We start from the raw sequence: 19735 nt of genomic DNA on the forward strand, positions 1-19735 counted from the left end.
GTCGAAATCGCCCGCGCCGAGTCGACCTGAGCTTGCCCGTACCCGCCAAGGCGACTAGCTTGTCGGCATTGGCTCAACGGCGGCGAAGCGATTTCATCGCTGCGGAACGAGCAGACCAAGAAGGATCTTCGTCGATGGGGCGCGCCATGAATGGATTCGGCAACAGCAGCAGTTCGCCTAGTTGCAGGCAAGCGAACGGCAACCGCCGCTTGCGCGTTGAGCAGTTGGAACAACGCCAATTGCTCAGCATCTCGCCCTCGATGGTCGTCGATGCGAACGACGCGCCCAATTACCTGAGCCTGTCGAAGCATGAGCTCACGGCAGTCGGCGACGACGTCTTCTATGTCGGCCGACCAGACCTCCAAACGACGGGGCTATGGCGCGTTAACGACTCCACGGGCGAGACTGTGCTCGTAAAAGACTTCCCGCCCGTTGGCCAATTGCCCGAATTACCCCGATATCTCGCCGGCGTAGGGGGAAAGCTGTTCTTCTGGACGAACAGCGGCGAAGTATATCGCTTGTGGACAAGCGACGGCACGGAGGAGGGTACCCAGCCGTTGCGTACTTTCAACCTCTCGATTTCCTATGGCGGATTGGGAATCTTCGCCAATTGGGAGGAAATGAACGGCGACTACTATTTTTCCGCAGACGGCGGCGAAGACGGCTTCGAACTCTGGAAGTCGGACGGCACGCTGAGCGGCACGGTCCAGGTCGCCGACGTCAACGCTGGCGTGGCTGATTCATCGCCGACGACGTTTGCGAACGTCAACGGACTGCTTTACTTCGGAGCCACCAGCGGGACCGCGGCGAGCGAACTGTGGCGTAGCGATGGAACCGAGGCAGGAACGCTGCGAGTGGCGATCCTCCCTGGAAATTACAGCTACCTGGGAGAGCCTACGGCAGTCGGCGATCGCCTGTTTTTCCGCTACTACGACGGCACGAACGAGCAGGAACTGTGGACCAGCGACGGAACGGCGGCCGGGACGAAGATCGCCCGAGACCTATTCACTCCGTCGACAGGCTCGGGACGCGTCGAGCAGTTAACCAACCTCAACGGGGTTCTCTATTTCAGAGCGAACTCCGGCGCCAACCAGGGCATGTGGCGGAGCGACGGGACCGAGTCGGGCACGCAGCGCATCAATCTGCCGGGCCTAGGCAATCATCCCACGCAACTCGCCAACGCTAACGGGACGCTGTACTTCGTGAGTGGCGGGACGGTTCGAACCTACGACCCTGTTACTAACAGCTCGACGCTGCTGGCGGAGTCGCTCAACGCGCCGTCGTTTCTCGCGTCGGCCGGCGACGTCCTCTACTTCCGAGCCAACGATTACTATCCGGCCACGGGTTACCATCCCGTCATTTACAAGACCGATGGAACGCCGCAAGGGACGGCCAAAATCAAAGAGTTCCCCAAGTCGGAATTGTACCTTCAGCCGTCGGCCGTTGCTGCCGTCGGCGAGTCGCTGTACTTCACCGCGCTTGATCCGACGAGCGGCGAACAGCAACTTTGGAGGACGGAGCCTGGAGTCGGCGCGAACGTCGAGATCCTCGGCAGCCACGATGCGCGAACCCTCGGCGGCGAGCCCGTTGGTTTCACGGTTGTCGGCGACTGGATGTACTACATCAGCCGCAGTTCAACGCACTGGACGAGCCTGTGGAGAACCGACGGCGTCAACGCCGAGCTAATCAAAAATCTCCGTCCAGCCGCCTCCGGCGACTATCGCCGCCGTGAGACCGAATTGATCAATGTCGCCGGCACGCTCTACTTCACCGCCACCGACGGCGAGCATGGCTATGAGTTGTGGAAGAGCGACGGCACGACGGCGGGCACGCTGATGGTCAAAGACATTCTCGTCTCCGACCAATCGCTGAAAGCTGCTTACCCGCAAATGCTCACCAACGTCGAAGGCGCCCTCTACTTCACGGCTTCCGACACGACTTGGAACTCTCCCGTACTGTGGAAGAGCGACGGAACCGCCGCGGGGACGGCGCCGCTGGCGGGGCACGTTTCGTATCCGAAGCGCCTCGTCAGCTTCAAGGGAGAGCTCTACTACACCGCTGGCTCAGGCACGGTGATAGGCAAGACCGACGGGACTGCGGCGGGAACTGTTCAAGTCAGCCCGGCGGGAACCTTCTTTCAGTTTGACCCTTCGTCTCGTTTGATTGTTTCAGGCGACGCGCTCTATTTCCTTGCCAACGACGGCGTCTCCGGGACGGAGCTCTGGAAATCGGACGGCACGACGGCCGGAACGCATTTGATCAGACAGTCGGCGCCAGGAATCGGGGCCATGCCGATCGATTCGCTGTTCGGCGCCTACGGCAAGCTCTACTTCGCGGAGAGCGGATGGCTGTGGTCCACCGATGGCACGGCCGGCGGTACGACCAAAATTCTCTCGCTCGATGCAGCTTCAGGTTTCGATGGGAAGTTCGCCGCGCATGACGACTACGTTTACTTCACGTCTGAGGAATACTCCCCTCCGACAAGAACGCCGATCGTGTGGAAAACCGACGGCACGGCCGCTGGCACGGCGGTCGTCGCTCGTCTAGCCGCCACGCCTGTCAACGAGTATTCGGAACGGCGATTTACCGCCGTCGACGACCGACTTTATCTGGTCAGCATCTGGTCAGACCAGCTGAAGGCGGCGTGGGAAATCGGCGAGACGTCGGCGACTTCGCTCGGCGCTCTACCCTTGCAATTGAAGGTGGATTACTTCTGGCCGGCAATCGCCTTCAATTCTGACATTTATTTCAGCGGAAACGACGGCGTTCATGGTGCAGAGCTCTGGAGGCTATTCGGCCCGAAGAAGCTAGCGGGCGACTACAACGACGACGGCCGCGTCGACGGGGCCGACTTCTTAGCGTGGCAACGCGGATACGGTTCCGCAGCGACGCCCGCGGGCAGCGGCGCCGACGGGGATGACGACGGGACGGTTGGCGCCGGCGATCTCAAGGTGTGGAAGGGGAATTACGGCGCAAACACAGCCGTAACATCCGCAGCAATGGCGACGTCCGACGCGCCGGCGATCGCTGCCGCGGCGCTCGTGGCGAGCGAAGAGTTTGAGGAAGGCGCGTTTGATGGCGACGCCCTCCCAACGACGGTGCGCGACCGCATCTTCGCTGCCGGCGACTTCTCGCTCCTTTACACGACTGACAGCGAGCAAGATTTCGTCCGCGAGCGCTGGCGGCGACGGCGATAGACGGGCTGTCCTTAGCTCAGGTTCGAAGCAACTCGTAGCTGCTACAGCCAACGCGAAGGGGGGCCTTGCGCAACCGATCCGCCTTGGTTGCGCGACCTCGAAGTCGCATCTACGGGCCAATTGCGGCTCGGCGCAGCCGCATGCTAGTAGCCGGCGTACCGGCCGGGGTAGGCGACCCGGCGGGGGGGCGGTAGGCTGATTGTCTGCCGGAGAGCCCGGGCGGAGCGCCGGGGTCGAGACGGCCCGGCTCGCTGTTGTCTGTTGGAACTTGCTATGTCTGCTGCTGATCGTCGTGTTGTCATCACTGGCTTGGGGATCGTTTCGCCGCTGGGGAGCGACCTGACAGAATTCTGGTCGGCGCTCATCGGCGGCCGTAGCGGGATCGAGACGCTGGTGAACCTCCCTGCCCTCGACGGCAAGGTCGCGTTCGGCGGCGAGTGCCGGCAGTTTGCGGGCGAGATCGACAACTTCGGCGAACTCGAAAAGGACCTGAAGAAGTCGATCCGCAAGGCGCTCAAAATGATGTGCCGCGAGTCGATGATGGCGGTCGCCGCGTCGCAGCACGCGATCGTCGACGGCGGCTTCGGCGCCACGCCCATGGAGGCTGAACGCTCGGGCGTCGTCTTCGGCAGCGACTACATGCTCAGCCCGCCCGAGGATTTCATCAGCGCGATGAAGAAGGCGGGGATCGGCGCCGGCGGGTTCGAGTACGGCAAATGGGGGACCGACGGCCTCCGCGACATGAATCCGCTGTGGATGCTCAGCTACCTGCCCAACATGCCGGCCAGCCATGTGGCGATCTTCAACGACCTGCAGGGGCCGAACAATTCGCTCACGATGCGCGAGGCGTCGGGGCTGATGGCGATCCGCGAGGCGGCGCAAACGATCGCCCGCGGCCATGCCGACCGGATGATCGCCGGCGCCACGGGAACGCGCATCCATTCGTTCAAGACGGTGCATGCGACGCAGTCGGAGCAGCTCGCGAACCCCGAGTTGCCGGCCCACGAAGCTTGCCGGCCGTTCGATCTCAACCGCAGCGGCATGGTCGTCGGCGAAGGCGCCGGCGCCATCTTGCTCGAAGAATACGAGTCGGCAAAAGCTCGCGGGGCCAAGATCTACGGCGAGTTGCTCAGCACCGGCAGTAGCGCGGTGGCCGACGCGAACCTGAAAGGGGCTCGCGAAGTCGCGCTGGCGAACGCCGCGAAGGCCGCCCTCGCCGCATCGGGAATCGATCCGGCACAGCTCGGCCACGTCTCGGCCCACGCGATGGGCACCCGTGCTGGCGACGTCGAAGAAGCGGTCGCCCTCCGCGAGGCGCTCGGCGACCGCGTGAAGGAAGTGCCGGTGGTCGCCGCGAAGAGCTTCTTCGGCAACCTCGGCGCCGGCGGCGGCGTCGTCGAAACGGTCGCCAGCCTGCTGGCCCTCCGCGAAGGGACGCTGTTCCCGACGCTCAATTTTTCGACGCCCGATCCAGAGTGTCCGGTGCGCGCCTCCGGCGCCGCGGATCTCTCGGCTGGCCAGAGCTTTTTGAAACTGAGCGTCACCCCGCAGGGCCAAGCGGCCGCGTTGGTAGTCGCCAAGGTGTAGCTCGCCACGAGTTAGTCACGGCAGTCGCCCAAGCGCCGGTAGGGGCGACACGTTGTAGCCAGGGGCGCGAGCCCCTAGGTAGATGCCTCGCCAAAGTCCGTGAACCCCGGAGGGGCGACACTGCTTTTTCGGCAAAGCAAAGAAGTGTCGCCCCTCCGGGGCTTTCCATTCATGAAACACCGGCGACCGGGGGATCACGCCCCCGGCTACAATATTCCGCTCCTTCGGAGCTGGGGACCACCTTAAAGCACGGCCGAACGCCTCTAACCATCCTCCTGCGTTCTTCGGTCGCCACTCATTTCCCTCCCCTTCCGCGCGATCGTTCCAACCGCTCTGCCGAGGGTGGCGGGGTCGCGTTCGGCCCGGCGTCGCCCCATTCCAGCGGGTTGACACCCCACTTTGGCGCCGGTAACCTAACCTGATTGCGGAACGCCTTAAGTGCTTCCGTAGAACGAGCTTTGGCGTTTCGTCCGACAGTACGCGGGCGAACTGCGCTGAAAGTTCACCCGCGGTCGACGCCTGCTACAGGCTCTCGGCGGCGAACAATTTGAACAACTCGAACATCCTGGTGTGCCACGCGACGGGCGAATACGCCGCGAAAGCAAACAGCCTATGAATCCCAACGAAATCCTCCGCATCGTCGATGCGATCCATCGCGACAAGAACATCGGCAAAGAGATCGTGTTCGAGGGGATCGAGGCTGCGCTCGTCTCAGCGCTGAAGAAACACTACGGCGAAGAGGCCGACATCACCGTCACGATCGATCGCCAGTCGGGCAACGTCTCGGCCGTCTGCGACGGCGAAGCGCTCCCCTCCGAGGAAGTCGTCGGCCGTATTGGCGCCCAGACCGCTAAGCAGGTGATGATTCAGAAGATTCGCGAAGCGGAGCGCGACGCTCTGTTCGACGAATACACCGAACAAATCGGCGACATGGTCAGCGGCGTCATCCACCGCTACGAAGGCGCCGCCGCGACGGTCGCCTTGCCGAACGTCGAAGCCATCCTGCCGCGCAGCGAGCAGATCCCCGGCGAAACGCATCATGTGAACGAACGCGTCCGCGCGACGGTGTTCGAAGTTCGCAAGAGCGGCAGCCGCGTGAAGGTAATCCTCAGCCGCACCCGCCCGCAGTTGGTGCAGCGGCTGTTCGAGCAAGAAATCCCGGAAATCATCGACGGCGTCATCGAAGTTCGCGCCATGGCTCGCGAGCCCGGCTACCGCTCGAAGGTGGCCGTCAGCTCGAGCGACGCCCGCGTCGATTGCGTCGGCGCCTGCGTCGGCGTTCGCGGCAACCGCATCAAGAACATCGTCGACGAGCTCGGCGGCGAGCGGATCGACATCGTCCGCTGGGACGACAACCTGGAAGTCCTCATTCCGAACGCCCTACAGCCGGCCGAAGTCGAGCAGGTGATTCTCTGCAAGATGCTCGGTCGTGCGATCGTGCTGGTCCGCGAGGATCAGCTGTCGCTGGCGATTGGCCGTCGCGGGCAGAACGTTCGCCTAGCGAGCAAGCTGTCGGGCTGGGACATCGAAATCATGACCCAGGACGAACTGGCCGAATCGATCGACCGGGCCGTCACCGGGTTCAGCCAGCTCGACGGCATGAGCATCGAGTTGGCCGAGCGGCTCGTGGAAGAAGGCTTCCTGAGCTACGACGACTTGTCGGTCATCGAGCCGGACGCGCTCATGGCGATGGGCGAGATGAGCGAAGAAGAAGTCGACACGATTGTTTCCCAGGCGGAGGACAAGGCGATGGAAGCCGAAGCCGCCGCCCAGGAAGCGCGTCGCAAGAAGCGTGAAGAAGATCGGATCGCGGCCATTGAAGCGGAACATGTGGCCGCCGACATTGCCGCTGGTCGCTTGCCGACGGCGCCGACCGCTCCGGTCGACGGCGGCGAGAGCGAAGCATTGGCGGAAGAAGTTGCTGAAGAAAGCGAAGGTTCGGCGCCATGATCGACGCCGGACGACGCAAGACGTTTTTGAAGGAGCAAACCGATGGCGGTTTAAGTGCTAGGGCTTTAAATGCCGGCGTGGCGTGCGGAGGGGTCATCCGCCGCCGCTCGGCGATAACGGGAGATCATCTTGGCGGTTCGTATTTATTCACTCGCGAAAGAACTGAAGGTCGACAGCAAAGAGCTGGTCGATCTCTGCACGCAAATTGGCATCACCGGCAAAGGGTCGGCGCTAGCCAGCTTGTCTGAAGACGAAGTCGTCAAGATTCAAGACTATTTTAAGGGCTCGAGTTCGAAGCCCGCCGCCGCCAAGGGAGGATCCGCGGGCATCGCCGCTCCGGAACGCCCCCGCGAGCGAGCCGCCGCCGGCAACCGCATGCCGGTGATCGTCACTCAAAAGACGTCGGACCCGCTGGCCAGCCTGCGCAAGCTGCGCGACGAAGAACAGGCCGCTGATCCCGTCTTTGAGGAAGCAGCCGAACTCGCCGCCCCGCTGGCCCCCGCCGCCGAGGCGCCCGCGGCGGAAGAAGCCGCCGTCGTCGAACCACCGGTTGAACCGGCGCCGCCCGTCGCCCGTTCCGCCCCGCCCGAGGCGGACGTTCCGCGCTCGCCTGGCCCGCTCGCCGGCGTCATGCGTCGCGACGATTACGTCGGCCCTGGCAACATGATGGGCAAGCCGCCCGTCTTCGAAGAACCAAAGTCCGGCAACCGCGGCGGCAACGCCGGCAAGCCCGCCGGTTCGCCCCCGCCGAAGGCTCGTCCCGCCATCAAGCTCGCGCCGATGCCCGCCGTCGAACCTCCCAAGCCGGTCCGCGGCAAGGCAGGCGGCGAACAGGTGATGAAGCCCGACATGAAGCTGCCCGCCGACGCGATGCGCGCCGGCAAGAGCGGCAGCAAGCCGCTGGCGGCCCACCTGCGGCGCCATGAAGACGCCGTCGACGCCGCGAAGAAAGCCAAGGCTGCGGAAGACGAAGCCGCGAAGGCCGGCAAGCGCGGCGGTCGCGCCAAGCCGATGATCGACGGCAAGGCCGGCGAAGGCGGCGGTCCGCTGCTCGGCGGTCGCGAAGAGCGCCAACTCGCCCGTCGTCGCACTGGTAACCGCCCCGGCGATGATGACCGCCCGGTCCGCGGCCCGCGCCGGAATCGGCCGAAGCGCCGCGCCGGCGTTAGCTCGACCGCGCCGCGAAAAGAGCGTATTAGCATCCAGCTCCCCTGCACCGTTCGCGAGCTTTCCGCCGCAGCGGGCGTACCGGGCGTCGATATTCTGCGGATCTTGATGAGCGAGGGCGCCATGGCGACCCTCAACACTCAGATGGATCCCGACATGACGGAGCTCATTGCCGCGGAACTCGGCATCGTCATCGACTTCAAAGCTCCCAAGAGCCTCGAAGACGAGTTCCTCGACGAAATCCGCAGCATGGTCGATCCGGAGGAGTCGCTCGTCCAGCGGCCGCCGGTCATCACCTTCCTGGGGCACGTCGATCACGGCAAAACGTCGCTCATCGACAAGATCATCGGCATCAACGTCGCGAAGGGCGAAAGCGGCGGCATCACGCAGCACATTCGCGCCTACCAAGTCGATCGTAACGGAAAGCGGATTTCCTTCGTCGATACGCCGGGCCACGAGGCCTTCACCGAGATGCGGGCCCGCGGCGCCAACGTCACCGACATCGCGGTGATCGTCGTGGCCGCCGACGACGGCGTCATGCCGCAAACGGAAGAAGCGATCAGCCACGCCCGCGCTGCGGATGTGCCGATCGTGATCGCGCTTAACAAGACCGATCTCCCGGGCATCGACTTCGACAAGATCTATCAGCAGCTCGCCACCAACGACTTGCTTCCGAGCGAGTGGGGCGGCGACGTGGAAGTGGTGAGAACCAGCGCTACTACCGGCGCCGGCATCGAGAATTTGCTCGACACGCTGCTCACCGTCGCGGAACTTCACGAGTATAAGGCCAATCCTTCGCGCGAAGCCCTCGGCACCTGCTTGGAAGCCTTGCAGATGGCCGATCGCGGCGTCATGGCGAAGTTCATGGTCCAAAACGGCACGCTGCACGTGGGCGACGTCGTCGTCTGCGGCGATTCGTTCGGCCGCGTGAAGAGCATGGACGACACGCTCAACTCGCGCGTTCGCTACGACGAAGCGCTCCCGAGCATGCCCGTCAACATCTGGGGCCTCGACATCGCTCCTGCCGCCGGCGAGCACTTCTACGTGCTTGACGACATTGGTTTGGCTCGCGAAATCGCCGAGGCTCGCGCCAAGCGGGTCCGTTCGGAATTCCTCAGCGGCGTCGCTCCGACTCACGTCACGCTGGAAAACCTCTTCGACCGCCTCGATGGCGCCGTCGAGGTCTCGACGCTCAACATCATTCTGCGGGCCGATACCCGCGGTTCGATCGAAGCGATCCGCAAAGAGCTCGGCAAGCTTGACCACCCGGAAGTCAAGCTGCGGATCCTCCAAGCGACGGTCGGCGGCGTTACTGAAGCCGACATCATGCTGGCCGACGCCTCCGACGCGATCGTGATTTCCTTCAACGTCGTTCCCGACGAACGAGCGAAGTCGGCTGCGGATCAACGCGGCGTCCAGGTTCGTCGTTACGAGGTGATCTACAAGATCGCCGACGATCTGAAGCAATCGCTCGAAGGCATGCTCAAGCCGGAAGAGCGCGAAGTCGACCTCGGTCGAGCGCTCGTGCAGCAGGTGTTCAAGATCAGTCGCGTGGGCGCCATCGCTGGTTGCCGTGTTCTTAACGGCATCATCGCCCGTGACGCCCGCGTCCGCATCATTCGCGACAGCACGATCGTCGGCGACTACGCCATCGACACGCTGAAGCGTGAAAAGGACGACGCGAAGGAAGTCCGTGAAGGCCTGGAGTGCGGTATCAAGCTCTCCGGCTACAACGACATCAAAGAAGGCGATCTGCTCGAGGCCTACCGCATCGAGGAAATCGGACGCAAGTTCGACAGCTAACAATGAAAATGACTGAATGACGAAGCACGAATGACGAATGCGGGAACGCCCGTCGGCTATTTCGCATTTCATTCGTCATTCGGATTTCGTCATTCGTCATTTAGGCCCCGCGCCGCATCGCCTTTAACCTGTATTTCGACTGTATCGCCTTATGAGTTCACGACGCGTACTGAAAGCTGCCGAAGCGATTCGGGAAGTCGTTGGGATGGCGATCCTGGCCGACTTGAAAGACCCGCGCATCGAGGGCGTGACCGTCACGAAAGTGGAAGTCTCGCCCGACATGCGGCAGGCGAAGGTTTTCGTTTCCATCATGGGCGACGACCGCGCCGCAGACCTGTGCATGCACGGTTTGCAAAGTTCCGCCGGCTACTTGCAGCAAAAGATCGCCAAGCGGATCGACACCCGCTACACCCCGCGCGTCATTTTCGAACTGGACATGGGGGTGAAAAAGTCGATCGCGATCGCTCGGCTGCTGGACGATGTCTTGCCGGAGGAATCGGCACAATCGGAAGCCGATGAATCCGCTGAGGATTCGCCGGAGTAAGGCCTGCGGCTCGCACGGGCCTACGGGCCGAAAAGCCTCGCCGCAAATGCCCGAAACCTGCTCGCAGACGGACTTTACGAGCGATAATTAGACAAACTGCGTTCACCGCAACGCGACCAAAACAAGGATTCGGCCGCTGCGTTCAGGAGGAACCGCCGCCGCGAAAAAACATAGCAGCTATCAACTGAGACATTCGCCCATGGCCAGCAAGAATCGCGCAGCGCTCATCACCAAAGTGCTCAAGGTCGTCAAAAAGCACTACAAGCCGACCGCTCCGCCCAAGGAGCGCTCGTTGCTGGAGAATCTAATTTTCTCCTGCTGCCTGGAGAATTCGCTGCACGAGCCGGCCGAGAAGGTGTTCCATTCGCTCTCGACCGACTACTTCGACTGGAACGAAGTCCGCGTCAGCACGATCAAGGAACTCGCGGAGGTTCTCAAGCCGCTCAACGACCCGGCCGAATCGGCGACGCGCCTGAAGCGCGTCCTGCAGAGCGTGTTCGAAACGCACTACTCGTTCGACCTCGAGCCGCTGAAGAAGCAAAACATCGGCGTCGCGGTGAAGACGATCGAAAAATACAACGGCAGCACGCCGTTCATCGTCGCCTACGTGACGCAACAGTCGCTGGGCGGACACTCGATTCCGGTGAACCAGGGCCTACTCGAATCGATGCGCGTCGTCGGCGTGGTGACCGACGCCGAAGCGGCCAAGGGCGCCGTGCCGGGCCTTGAACGAACCGTGCCGAAGAACAAGGGCGTCGAAACCGGTTCGCTGCTCCATCAGTTGGGCGTCGAGATGCACCGCAGCCCGTACGGCCCAACGATCCGCAAGTTGCTGCTGGAAATCGAACCCGACGCCAAGGACAACCTGCCGAAGCGTCCGAAGGCCGATGAACCTGCCCCGCCGGAACCAGTGAAGGCTCCCGCTGCGGCGGCGCCTGCCAAGGCCGCCCCGGCTCCCACGAAGGCTGCCGAGCCCGCGAAGAAGCCCGCGCCCAAGAAGGAAGAACCAGCCAAGCCGGCCGCGACGAAGAAGCCGGAAAAGAAACCAGAAAAGAAGGCGGCTCCGCCCGCGAAGAAGCCGACGGCCAAGGCCGCTCCGCCAGCGAAGAAAAAGCCGACGACGGCGACGAAGAAACTTGTGAAGAAGAAGCCTCGTTAGAAGTAACGTCAGTGGTCCGTTGTCAGTAGCCAGTTGCGGCTGTCGCTGTCACAATTCGCATTGAGCCACTGACGACTGACTACGGACAACTGACCAAAGGCACCCATGGCCGGCCATTCACACTGGGCGAACATCGCCCACAAAAAGTCCGCGATCGACAACAAGCGCGGCAAGCTCTGGAGCAAGCTCTCCAAGGCGCTCATCGTGGCGGCCAAAGAAGGGGGCGGCGACCCCACGACCAACCTGAAGCTCCGCTACGCGATCAACGATGCCAAAGCGGGAAACATGCCGAAGGACACGATCGAGCGATCGATCAAAAAGGGGACTGGCGAACTCGAAGGCGGCAACCTCGAGCAGGTGCTGTACGAAGGTTACGGCCCGGCTGGCGTCGCCGTGCTGTGCGAAATCCTCACCGACAATCGCAATCGCACGGCGCCCGAAGTTCGCAAGATCTTCGAAGTCGCCGGCGGCAAGCTCGGCGCCACCGGCTGCGTCGCATGGATGTTCGACCGCAAGTTGCTCGTCCGCGTCGCCAAAGAAAAGATCGGCGAAGAGGCCCTGATGGAAGTCGCCATCGAAGCGGGCGCCGACGACGTCCGCACTGAGGGCGAACTCTACGAGATCATCGCCGAGCCGGAATCTTACGCCACCGTCTGCTCAGCCCTCGAAGCGGCCGGCATTCAAACGGATGGGAGCGAGATCACTCGCATCCCCAAAGACACCGTCGACATCTCGGGCGACGACGCCCGCCGCGTGCTGAAGATGATGACGGCGCTCGACGATCACGACGACGTGCAAACCGTCTCGGCGAATTTCAATATTCCCGACGAGGCGCTGGCCGAGTTGGAACTGTAAGTTCCGCACTGCCGCCAGATAGTGCCGTGCGGCGCTCCACACCGCCACGCACATTTAGCCCCGTCCGCTCGCGGCAGACATATCTAGATCGCAAAGCCATGCTCGCAACTCTACTCGAGAAGCTCACAGGCAGAGACGACCTGGAGCGAATTGCGCACAAGAACGATATTGCTGTACTTACCAGCTACTTGCAGAAACGGCCGGTATTTATTCCCCAACAGCCTAAACGGTTTCTAGATGCCGCGAATTTTACGCAGCAAGAGTTGCTTGAATTGATTCAAGCGGATGCAGCACAATTAGCCAATGAACCGTTTGAGCCATGGCTTCTCGACGTCGATGGTGAGAAGTTGCTGCCGGTTTTCTCTAACCAAGACAGAATGACGACGTTTGCGAGTAAAATCTCACAAGACCTGAACAAAGTCTTCGGTCTTGGATTTGGTTCCTTCCTTCTAGAGAGTCTCACGAACCAAGTGGAGATCGACGTGGTCGATATCAATCGGTTTAGCAAACACGGCTTTGAAATCCGTTTAAGAACCCGGTAAACATCTGATCGATAGATAGCTGCCCGGTTATTAGCCGAATTTCAACATCCCAGGCAAAGTGATGGCGGAACCGTAGCCGTAAGCTCCGTCTGAGGTGGTGAAGCACTGGGCGACATTACACGCCGCAGCGGCCATTTAAACTCGCTCGCTGCGGGTCGCGCTGCGTCCGACCTCATTTTCAAAACTAGCGGGCTATCGCCGCGCGGCTAAATGGGTCCAACGACGTGGGCTACGGCAAACGGGGCTGCGACGCACTCAGATGCGAGCGCTAGTCCTTGCCCACGTGCTTAATGTGCGGCCAGTACTTCTGGAAGTCGAAGTCAGGGCTGTTGTCGAGGTCGTGGCACTCCATGCAGTTCTTCACTACCGTGCCGTACGTCTGCCCGTCTTTGTTCCCTTCGTTGGGGGCGATCTTCATCCGTAACGCCGTCTGCAGGGCGATCTTCTCGGCGTCGGTCGCGTCGATCTCGCCGCTCTCGGCCTTTACATGGGCGCCGGCGGGGCCGTGGCAGTTCTCGCAGCCGTTCTGCGTCATCAGCGGCGTTTCGGTGAGGCCGAGATAGCCGCTCTTGTACGGAAAGTATTGCTGCGCGTTCCAGCCGGTCACATGGCACGACAGGCATTCAGGATCAAAATGCCGCGGCGGATCGAGCTTCACCAGCGTGTCGGTCGCGTGGGCGTGGGGCGTTTTTTCGAACACTTCCCAAGCCTTCGCATGGCACGCGGCGCACGATTCTGAACCGGCGAACTCGCCGTCCGGATGGGCGACCGGCTTCAGCCCCAGGCCTTCGAACGTCGCCGTCTCGAGTTCTTTCTGATAGTCGACAAGCCGCTTCTTCATCTTCGGCCCTTCGACAAACCGCGAATCGAGCGGCACGCGCTGGTAGCGAATCGGCTGTTGGGCGTCGGCGAAGAAGCCGAGCACAATAACGTACATCCCTTTGTGCCCCGCTTCGATCAGCAGCGTCTTCGTGCCTGGGATGACCTTCGGACTGCTGGGGGGCTCCTCGGCGCCGCCGGTCGTGGCGACGACTTGGAACTGCGGGAACTGCTGAGCGAGCGTCGTCGCCTCGGCCGGATCACCGTGGACCATCAGCACCTGAAGGTTGCACTTCTCGGCGGCCAACAGCGGCACAACCTTCGCAAGGGCTTCGGCCGGCGGGAGCGTCGCAATGTCGGTCCGGCCTTTGATCGCGGCGATATGCTTGGCGCCGAGGACCGACGTCACGCCGATCCGCTTGCCGCCCGCCTCCACGACGCGGAAGCGAGCCGTCATCCCCATCTCGACCGATTCGTCGAGCCCGTAGACGCCGACGTTGGCCGAGGTGACCGGGTTCTTCGCGGGGTCGAGGTTCATTAGCGCGACGGAGACCGCTTCGACGTTCCCCAGCGACAACTCGTTCACGCCAAGTCCGATCGCGTTGTAGTCGAGATCGACGAGCGACTCAAGGGCGTACTTATACTTGATCTCGGCCTGGACGCCGTCGCGTTTGACGAGGCCGCCCATGTCGAGCTTCACCAGCGGCCAACCCTTAGCGCGGAGGTCGTTGAGCAGCGTTTCGCGACGCTTGAGGCCCCCCTTCTGATTTTCGAGCCCCGCGCAGCCGCACGGTTCGAGATAGCCGTCGAGTTCGCCGGAGATCACCAGCGCGAACTCTGGCTTCGGCCAACCGACGAAGATCTCGCCGTTCGCCTTGATCGGATCGATCGTCGGCTTGGCGGTCGGATCGGCGGCGTTGCCGACAAATGCTAGCAGCCCGAGAACGACGAACGCGGAGGCCGCAAAGGTGACAATTCGCATGGTGGCAAGCCGCCGGAGATGGAGCCGTACAAGATCGCTGATGAACCTTGATGGTACCGGTTGCGGCAAAACGGGGCCACCGCGGTTGGGTGTGGGAGCGGTGGGCAGTAAAGAAGCAAGGTTCCGGGCTGAGTGTTACTCAACCGCCCCCTGCCGACTGCGCACTGCCCACTTTCTCCCTCACGGCTTCACCGTAAACGCCACCCGCAACCGTACCTCGGAGGTTTCAGGATGGGTCGTCGACAGGATGATCTCGCCTTCGCCCCCTTGGTCTTCGCCCATCATTACCATCGGCCGCGTTCCCTTGGGGATCTCGACGATCAGCGGCGTCTGTACGAGGTTGTCGCGAATCGCCTTCGGATCGCCGAGCGTCGCCTTCAGTTCTTCAGGCTTCACCGACGCGATCTTCAGCGTCGTCGCCTTCGCATGTTCGCCGCGAATGGAGATGCTCAGCCGCGTCGTCGACCCCTCGGCGCTCGTCGTCGGCGCGAGCCGCAGCACGCCGCTCGGTTCGTTCCAGCCGGCGCCGAAAATGGAAATATCGCCCTTCACCGAGCCGTAGATCGGCACCTCGATGCTCGGAGCCCGCTTGAGATTCGTCTTCATCTTGAGCGAGCCGACGAACGGGCCGATCGCCCCCTTCGGCTTGAACGTCGCCACAACCCGCGCCGCGGCCTCGGCGCCCTGCGGCAACTCAGCCTTCGCCACCTCTTCAACCTTGACGTCGATTTGCTCGGCCAACTTCGCGTCGACGACCTCCGTCGATTCAACCTTCACTTCGGATTCGAGAGCCGTAGTGACGAGCATCTCGGCCACCCCGTCCGTACCGATGTTGACGCTGCCGAAGTTCAGCACCGACGGCGACAGCGTGGTCGAATCAACGATGTCGCCTTCGACCATTAGCTCCAGGCGATCGCGAGCCGGGTCGTTCGTACGGAACGTGGCGCCATGGCGAAACGGGCCGGGCGGAACCTTGGCCGCCCATTCGAGCATCACCTTGGCCGACTCGCCTGGTTTGACCGTCGCGCCGGCGCCCGGCTCGACGTCCTGTCCGTTAAGTTCGACCGTCGTGCATTTGCAGGTGTGCGAGACGAACTCCAAATCGAGCGGCGACTTGCCGCCGTTCTTGATTTCGAACGTATGCTGCTGCTTGGTGCCGCTCTCCATCTTGTCGAAGTCGAACGTCGTTTCGTCGATCACCGCCTGGGCGGCATTGCTCGGCGGAGCGTCGTCGCCCTTGGCTGCCGGCTCAGTCGCCGCCAGTGCAGGCTTTGAGCCGTTGGACATCGTCCAGGGGCGGGCTTCCCAGTAGCCGAGTGCCGCGCCTGCCGCAATGCCGAGGGTCGCTGCCGTGAGGAACCAAACGAGGGTCGTTTTCATCGTGATCGCCGCCAAGAGCGTGAAAGTCGGAGCCGGAGTCTACGGCCGCGGAATCGCAGCGTAGCTTCGATTCTAGATGCCGCCTCCGCGGGGCGTCAATTTTGCCGGCGGACGCGCGGCAGCAATTCCCGGCAACTCGTGAAGAACGCCTGAAAGTCGGCCCGGCGATAATCGGGATAAGTCCACTCAAACGGCTGCCAGCCCGCCTTCCGGTACGACAGCGTCACCTCGGCATAGATGCCATCGGCGAGGTAGATGCGGTGGGCATGATCTTTCGTCGAGGCGAGCACGAGCTTCGCGAGGGTGATGTAACCAGGATCGAGGTTGAGCGGACGGGGTTCGGCGTGGAGCTTCAGGCCAGCGTACTCGGCTTCGAGGAAGTTCGTCTGCCGCTTGATCGCCGGCAGCCGGCCCGGATCGACCAGTTGCTCAAAGACCCAAAACTGCTTCTTGAGCCCGACGCCCATCTCGGCGTCGTAGTAGTTCGTCTCGGTGAAGTCGAACGCTGGGCTGATCGCGGCGGCGGGGCCGTACTCGGCTTCGCACTCACGCAGGCCCCAAACCAACGCCTCCTCGTAACGGCTGCTAGCCGCGACGAGGAGTTGAACTGGCAGCGGTTCGTGAATGTCGCCCATCCAACCGCCTTAGTAAGACTTCGCGAACACGCCGCGCTTCGTGCTCGGCTTGCCGGTGAAGATGCACGTCCCCGCTTCCGCTTCGCCATCAAGCGGCACGCAGCGGACAGTCACCTTCAGCTCTTTGAGCTTCTCTTCGATCTCGGGCGAATCGACGAAGTGGCAGTACGCCAGTCCGCCGTGGATCTCGGGGTTGTCGGCGTTCTTCGGCGTGAAGAACTTTTCGAACTCGGCGAGCGAGTCGATCTTCACCGTCGCTTCGTCGCGCAGCTTCGCGGCACGGTCGAACAAGCCCTGCTGCATCTCAGCGAGCACTTCGGCAATCTTCGCCACAAACTCCGCCGGCGCGACTTTCTCGCACTTCACGCCGTCGCGACGAGCCGGGAAGAGCGTGCCGTTGTCGATATCGCGGGGACCAACTTCGATGCGGATCGGTACGCCGCGTTTCACCCACTGCCACTTCTTGTCGCCGCCGCGGATGTCGCGGTCGTCGATCCGCACGCGGACCGCTTCGCCGGCGTACTGCTGGGCGGCGAGATCCTTCTTCAACCCTTCGCAGAACGGCATCACCTTGGCCCGTTCTTCGGGCGTCTTGTAAATCGGCAGAATGATGACGTGGGCCGGAGCGAGCTTCGGCGGCAGCACGAGGCCGTCGTCGTCGGAGTGGGTCATGATGAGGCCGCCGATCAACCGGGTCGAAACGCCCCAGCTGGTGGTCCAGGCGTACTCGAGCTGGCCCGCTTCGCTTTGGAACTTGATCTCCTGGGCCTTCGCAAAGTTCTGGCCGAGGAAGTGGCTCGTTCCCGCTTGCAGTGCTTTGCGGTCCTGCATCATCGCTTCGATGCTGTAGGTGCTCACAGCGCCAGGGAACCGCTCGCCGGCGGTCTTCTCGCCCTTGATGACCGGCATCGCCATCGAGCCTTCCGCGAACTCGGCGTACACGTCGAGCATCTGCCGCGTCTCGATTTGCGCTTCCTCGGCCGTCGCGTGAACGGTGTGCCCTTCCTGCCAGAGGAACTCCGTGGTCCGCAGGAACATCCGCGTCCGCAGTTCCCAGCGGACGACGTTGGCCCATTGGTTAATGAGAATCGGCAGGTCGCGGTACGACTGCACCCACCGCGCGAACGTGGCGCCGATGATCGTCTCGCTCGTCGGCCGCACGATCAGCGGCTCTTCGAGTTCGGCCGATGGCGCCGGCCGAAGCCCTCCCTTGCCGTTCGGCTCCAGCCGATGATGCGTCACGACGGCGCATTCCTTCGCGAACCCTTCGACGTGCTCCGCCTCCTTTTCGAGGAAGCTCATCGGGATGAACAGCGGGAAGTAGGCGTTCTCGTGCCCGGTCGCCTTGAACATCGCGTCGAGTTGCCGCTGAATGTTCTCCCAGATCGCGTAGCCCCACGGCTTGATCACCATGCAGCCGCGGACGTCGGAATTCTCGGCGAGGTCGGCGCCCTTCACGACTTGCTGGTACCATTCCGGGTAGTTTTCGCTGCGGGTGGGAGTGATGGCGGTTTTACCGGACATGGGCAGAGAGGGTTCAGGTGTTGGGGTTCAGGGTTCGGCGAGTAGCCGCGGGTCAACGACCCGCCGGAGCGAACTGGCGAAAGCGGGCCATTCTAAACGACTCCCCTCCCCTGCGGAATGCGAGCGCGGGCCGCATGAGATTCCGGGGAAAGGCAACCGCCAAGGACGCCAAGACCGCCAAGGAAGAAAGGCATTTAACCACGAAACACACAAAACACACCAAAAGAGAAGAAGGCGAACTAAGGAGTCTGCAGCGATAACCTGCTTGGATGCAGTCACCCTTAGTCGAACTCACTACTTAATCCTTTCGTGTTTTTCGTGTGTTTCGTGGCAAATCTCCCCGTATTTCCTTGGCGATCTTGGCGTCCTTGGCGGTTGCCTTTTCCAGCATCGCGAGCCAGCACCGCCTCAGCCGGCGGCAAATACGGGCGGGGCTGGTTTTGGTATGATTGTCCTTCCTGTACACGCTCCGGCGGGTCGTTGACCCGCGGCTACCTGAACCCTGAACCCCGAACCCTTCGCAATGCCTGATCGTCGCTTCGTCAGCCAGCTCGCCCACAACGAACCGGTCCAGCAGGTCTTTCTCGCCTCCGAGAAGCTGCTGCGGCCCAACAAGAACGGCAACCTCTACCTCCAGGTCGATCTGAGCGACCGGAGCGGGTCGATCAATACCCGCATGTGGAATGCCAGCGAGGACGACTACAAGGCGTTCGAGAACGGCGACTTCGTGGTCGTCGACGGCGCGACGCAGCTGTTCCAGGGGAACATGCAGCTAATCGCCAACCGCATCCGCCGCGCGCGGCCGGACGAAGTTTGCGAAGCCGACTTCATGACGCTGCAGTCGGCCGACGTCGACCGGATGCGCGCCCGACTGGTCGAGATCCTCGGCAAGATCCAAACGCCGCCGCTGCAGCGACTGGTGAAGGCGTTCACCGACGACTCGGTTTTCATGGACAAGTTCTGCATCGCCCCTGCTGGCATGAAGAACCACCATGGCTACAAGAGCGGCCTGCTCGAACATGTCGTCAGCCTGCTGGAGCTCGTGCTCGTCGTCGCCCCGCGCTACCCGCAGCTCGACCAAGACAAGCTGCTCGTCGGCGCCTTCCTCCACGACGCCGCGAAGGTCGACGAGCTGAGCTACGACCGCGACATCTCCTACACCGACGAAGGCCAGATGCTCGGTCACATGATCATGGGCGTCACGATGGTCGACGACAAAGTCCGCGAAGCCGTTCGCAAGGACGGCATGCCGATGCCGGAGAAGCTGATCACCGAGATCAAGCACATGATCATCAGCCACCACGGCGAGTACGAGTACGGCAGTTCGAAGCTGCCGATGACGCTTGAAGCGGTGGCGCTCCACCACCTCGACAACCTCGACGCGAAACTGGCGAGCTTCACCCAACTGATCAACGACTGCCCGAACGCGGATAGCCCGTGGACGCAATACTTCACGCAGATTGGACGGAAACTTTACAAGGGAGCGATGTGAAAATGACTGAATGACGAAATCAGAATGACGAATGTCGAAAGGCTTTGAGGCCATTCATTCGTCATTCTGATTTCGTCATTCGTCATTGTTCTTCGCGAA

13 protein-coding genes are annotated in these 19735 nt (G+C 62.3%); 9 read left to right on the forward strand and 4 right to left on the reverse strand.

Annotated features, from left to right (window positions below; translation table 11 throughout):
- Positions 1–134: 134 nt before the first annotated feature.
- The 8 genes from PLANPX_RS22190 (at position 135) to PLANPX_RS22225 (ending at position 12804) form a co-directional block, all read left to right on the forward strand.
- Entirely contained in the window at positions 135–3197 is a 3063-nt protein-coding gene (locus tag PLANPX_RS22190; protein ID WP_152100841.1) for an ELWxxDGT repeat protein, read from the forward strand.
- A 273-nt stretch (positions 3198–3470) separates the two neighbouring features.
- Positions 3471–4784 (forward strand): beta-ketoacyl-[acyl-carrier-protein] synthase family protein, encoded by a 1314-nt coding sequence (locus PLANPX_RS22195; protein ID WP_152100842.1) that lies wholly within the window; start codon positions 3471–3473, stop codon positions 4782–4784.
- A 612-nt stretch (positions 4785–5396) separates the two neighbouring features.
- Positions 5397–6734 (forward strand): transcription termination factor NusA, encoded by a 1338-nt coding sequence (gene nusA / locus PLANPX_RS22200; protein WP_152100843.1) that lies wholly within the window; start codon positions 5397–5399, stop codon positions 6732–6734.
- 129 nt (positions 6735–6863) lie between these two features.
- Entirely contained in the window at positions 6864–9704 is a 2841-nt protein-coding gene (gene infB / locus PLANPX_RS22205) for a translation initiation factor IF-2 (protein ID WP_152100844.1), read from the forward strand.
- Between the two features lie 151 nt (positions 9705–9855).
- Entirely contained in the window at positions 9856–10248 is a 393-nt protein-coding gene (gene rbfA, locus PLANPX_RS22210; protein WP_152100845.1) for a 30S ribosome-binding factor RbfA, read from the forward strand.
- A gap of 199 nt (positions 10249–10447) precedes the next feature.
- A complete protein-coding gene (locus tag PLANPX_RS22215; protein ID WP_152100846.1) occupies positions 10448–11407 on the forward strand; it encodes a hypothetical protein in 960 nt (319 codons plus the stop codon).
- A 105-nt stretch (positions 11408–11512) separates the two neighbouring features.
- Positions 11513–12262 (forward strand): YebC/PmpR family DNA-binding transcriptional regulator, encoded by a 750-nt coding sequence (locus PLANPX_RS22220; protein ID WP_152100847.1) that lies wholly within the window; start codon positions 11513–11515, stop codon positions 12260–12262.
- Positions 12263–12360: 98 nt separating this feature from the next.
- Positions 12361–12804, forward strand: a complete 444-nt coding sequence (locus tag PLANPX_RS22225; protein ID WP_152100848.1) for a hypothetical protein — start codon at positions 12361–12363, stop codon at positions 12802–12804.
- A 268-nt stretch (positions 12805–13072) separates the two neighbouring features.
- Here PLANPX_RS22225 and PLANPX_RS22230 read toward each other — a convergent pair whose 3' ends face one another.
- The 4 genes from PLANPX_RS22230 to proS all read right to left on the reverse strand — a co-directional run bounded on the left by PLANPX_RS22230 (position 13073) and on the right by proS (position 18144).
- Positions 13073–14605, reverse strand: coding sequence for a multiheme c-type cytochrome (locus PLANPX_RS22230; RefSeq protein ID WP_152100849.1), 1533 nt, complete (start codon positions 14603–14605; stop codon positions 13073–13075).
- A 180-nt stretch (positions 14606–14785) separates the two neighbouring features.
- Entirely contained in the window at positions 14786–15985 is a 1200-nt protein-coding gene (locus PLANPX_RS22235; protein ID WP_152100850.1) for a DUF1573 domain-containing protein, read from the reverse strand.
- A 95-nt stretch (positions 15986–16080) separates the two neighbouring features.
- A complete protein-coding gene (locus PLANPX_RS22240; RefSeq protein ID WP_152100851.1) occupies positions 16081–16620 on the reverse strand; it encodes a DUF4416 family protein in 540 nt (179 codons plus the stop codon).
- Positions 16621–16629: 9 nt separating this feature from the next.
- The gene (gene proS / locus PLANPX_RS22245; protein WP_152100852.1) at positions 16630–18144 is read right to left on the reverse strand and encodes a proline--tRNA ligase; all 1515 of its coding nucleotides are present in this window, start codon (positions 18142–18144) and stop codon (positions 16630–16632) included.
- A 523-nt stretch (positions 18145–18667) separates the two neighbouring features.
- On the opposite strand from proS, the gene PLANPX_RS22250 reads away from it, so the two are divergent.
- A complete protein-coding gene (locus PLANPX_RS22250) occupies positions 18668–19636 on the forward strand; it encodes a 3'-5' exoribonuclease YhaM family protein (RefSeq protein WP_152100853.1) in 969 nt (322 codons plus the stop codon).
- Positions 19637–19735 lie beyond the last annotated feature (99 nt).

The organism is Lacipirellula parvula (assembly GCF_009177095.1).
In the GTDB taxonomy this organism is placed as follows: Bacteria; Planctomycetota; Planctomycetia; order Pirellulales; family Lacipirellulaceae; genus Lacipirellula; species Lacipirellula parvula.

Excerpts from the sequence above, each read along its gene's own strand:
- PLANPX_RS22190 (WP_152100841.1), top strand. The coding sequence starts at position 135 with ATGGGGCGCGCCATGAATGGATTCGGCAACAGCAGCAGTTCGCCTAGT.
- PLANPX_RS22195 (WP_152100842.1), top strand. The coding sequence starts at position 3,471 with ATGTCTGCTGCTGATCGTCGTGTTGTCATCACTGGCTTGGGGATCGTT.
- nusA (WP_152100843.1), top strand. The coding sequence starts at position 5,397 with ATGAATCCCAACGAAATCCTCCGCATCGTCGATGCGATCCATCGCGAC.
- rbfA (WP_152100845.1), top strand. The coding sequence starts at position 9,856 with ATGAGTTCACGACGCGTACTGAAAGCTGCCGAAGCGATTCGGGAAGTC.
- PLANPX_RS22215 (WP_152100846.1), top strand. The coding sequence starts at position 10,448 with ATGGCCAGCAAGAATCGCGCAGCGCTCATCACCAAAGTGCTCAAGGTC.
- PLANPX_RS22220 (WP_152100847.1), top strand. The coding sequence starts at position 11,513 with ATGGCCGGCCATTCACACTGGGCGAACATCGCCCACAAAAAGTCCGCG.
- PLANPX_RS22225 (WP_152100848.1), top strand. The coding sequence starts at position 12,361 with ATGCTCGCAACTCTACTCGAGAAGCTCACAGGCAGAGACGACCTGGAG.
- PLANPX_RS22230 (WP_152100849.1), bottom strand. The coding sequence starts at position 14,605 with ATGCGAATTGTCACCTTTGCGGCCTCCGCGTTCGTCGTTCTCGGGCTG.
- PLANPX_RS22235 (WP_152100850.1), bottom strand. The coding sequence starts at position 15,985 with ATGAAAACGACCCTCGTTTGGTTCCTCACGGCAGCGACCCTCGGCATT.
- PLANPX_RS22240 (WP_152100851.1), bottom strand. The coding sequence starts at position 16,620 with ATGGGCGACATTCACGAACCGCTGCCAGTTCAACTCCTCGTCGCGGCT.
- proS (WP_152100852.1), bottom strand. The coding sequence starts at position 18,144 with ATGTCCGGTAAAACCGCCATCACTCCCACCCGCAGCGAAAACTACCCG.
- PLANPX_RS22250 (WP_152100853.1), top strand. The coding sequence starts at position 18,668 with ATGCCTGATCGTCGCTTCGTCAGCCAGCTCGCCCACAACGAACCGGTC.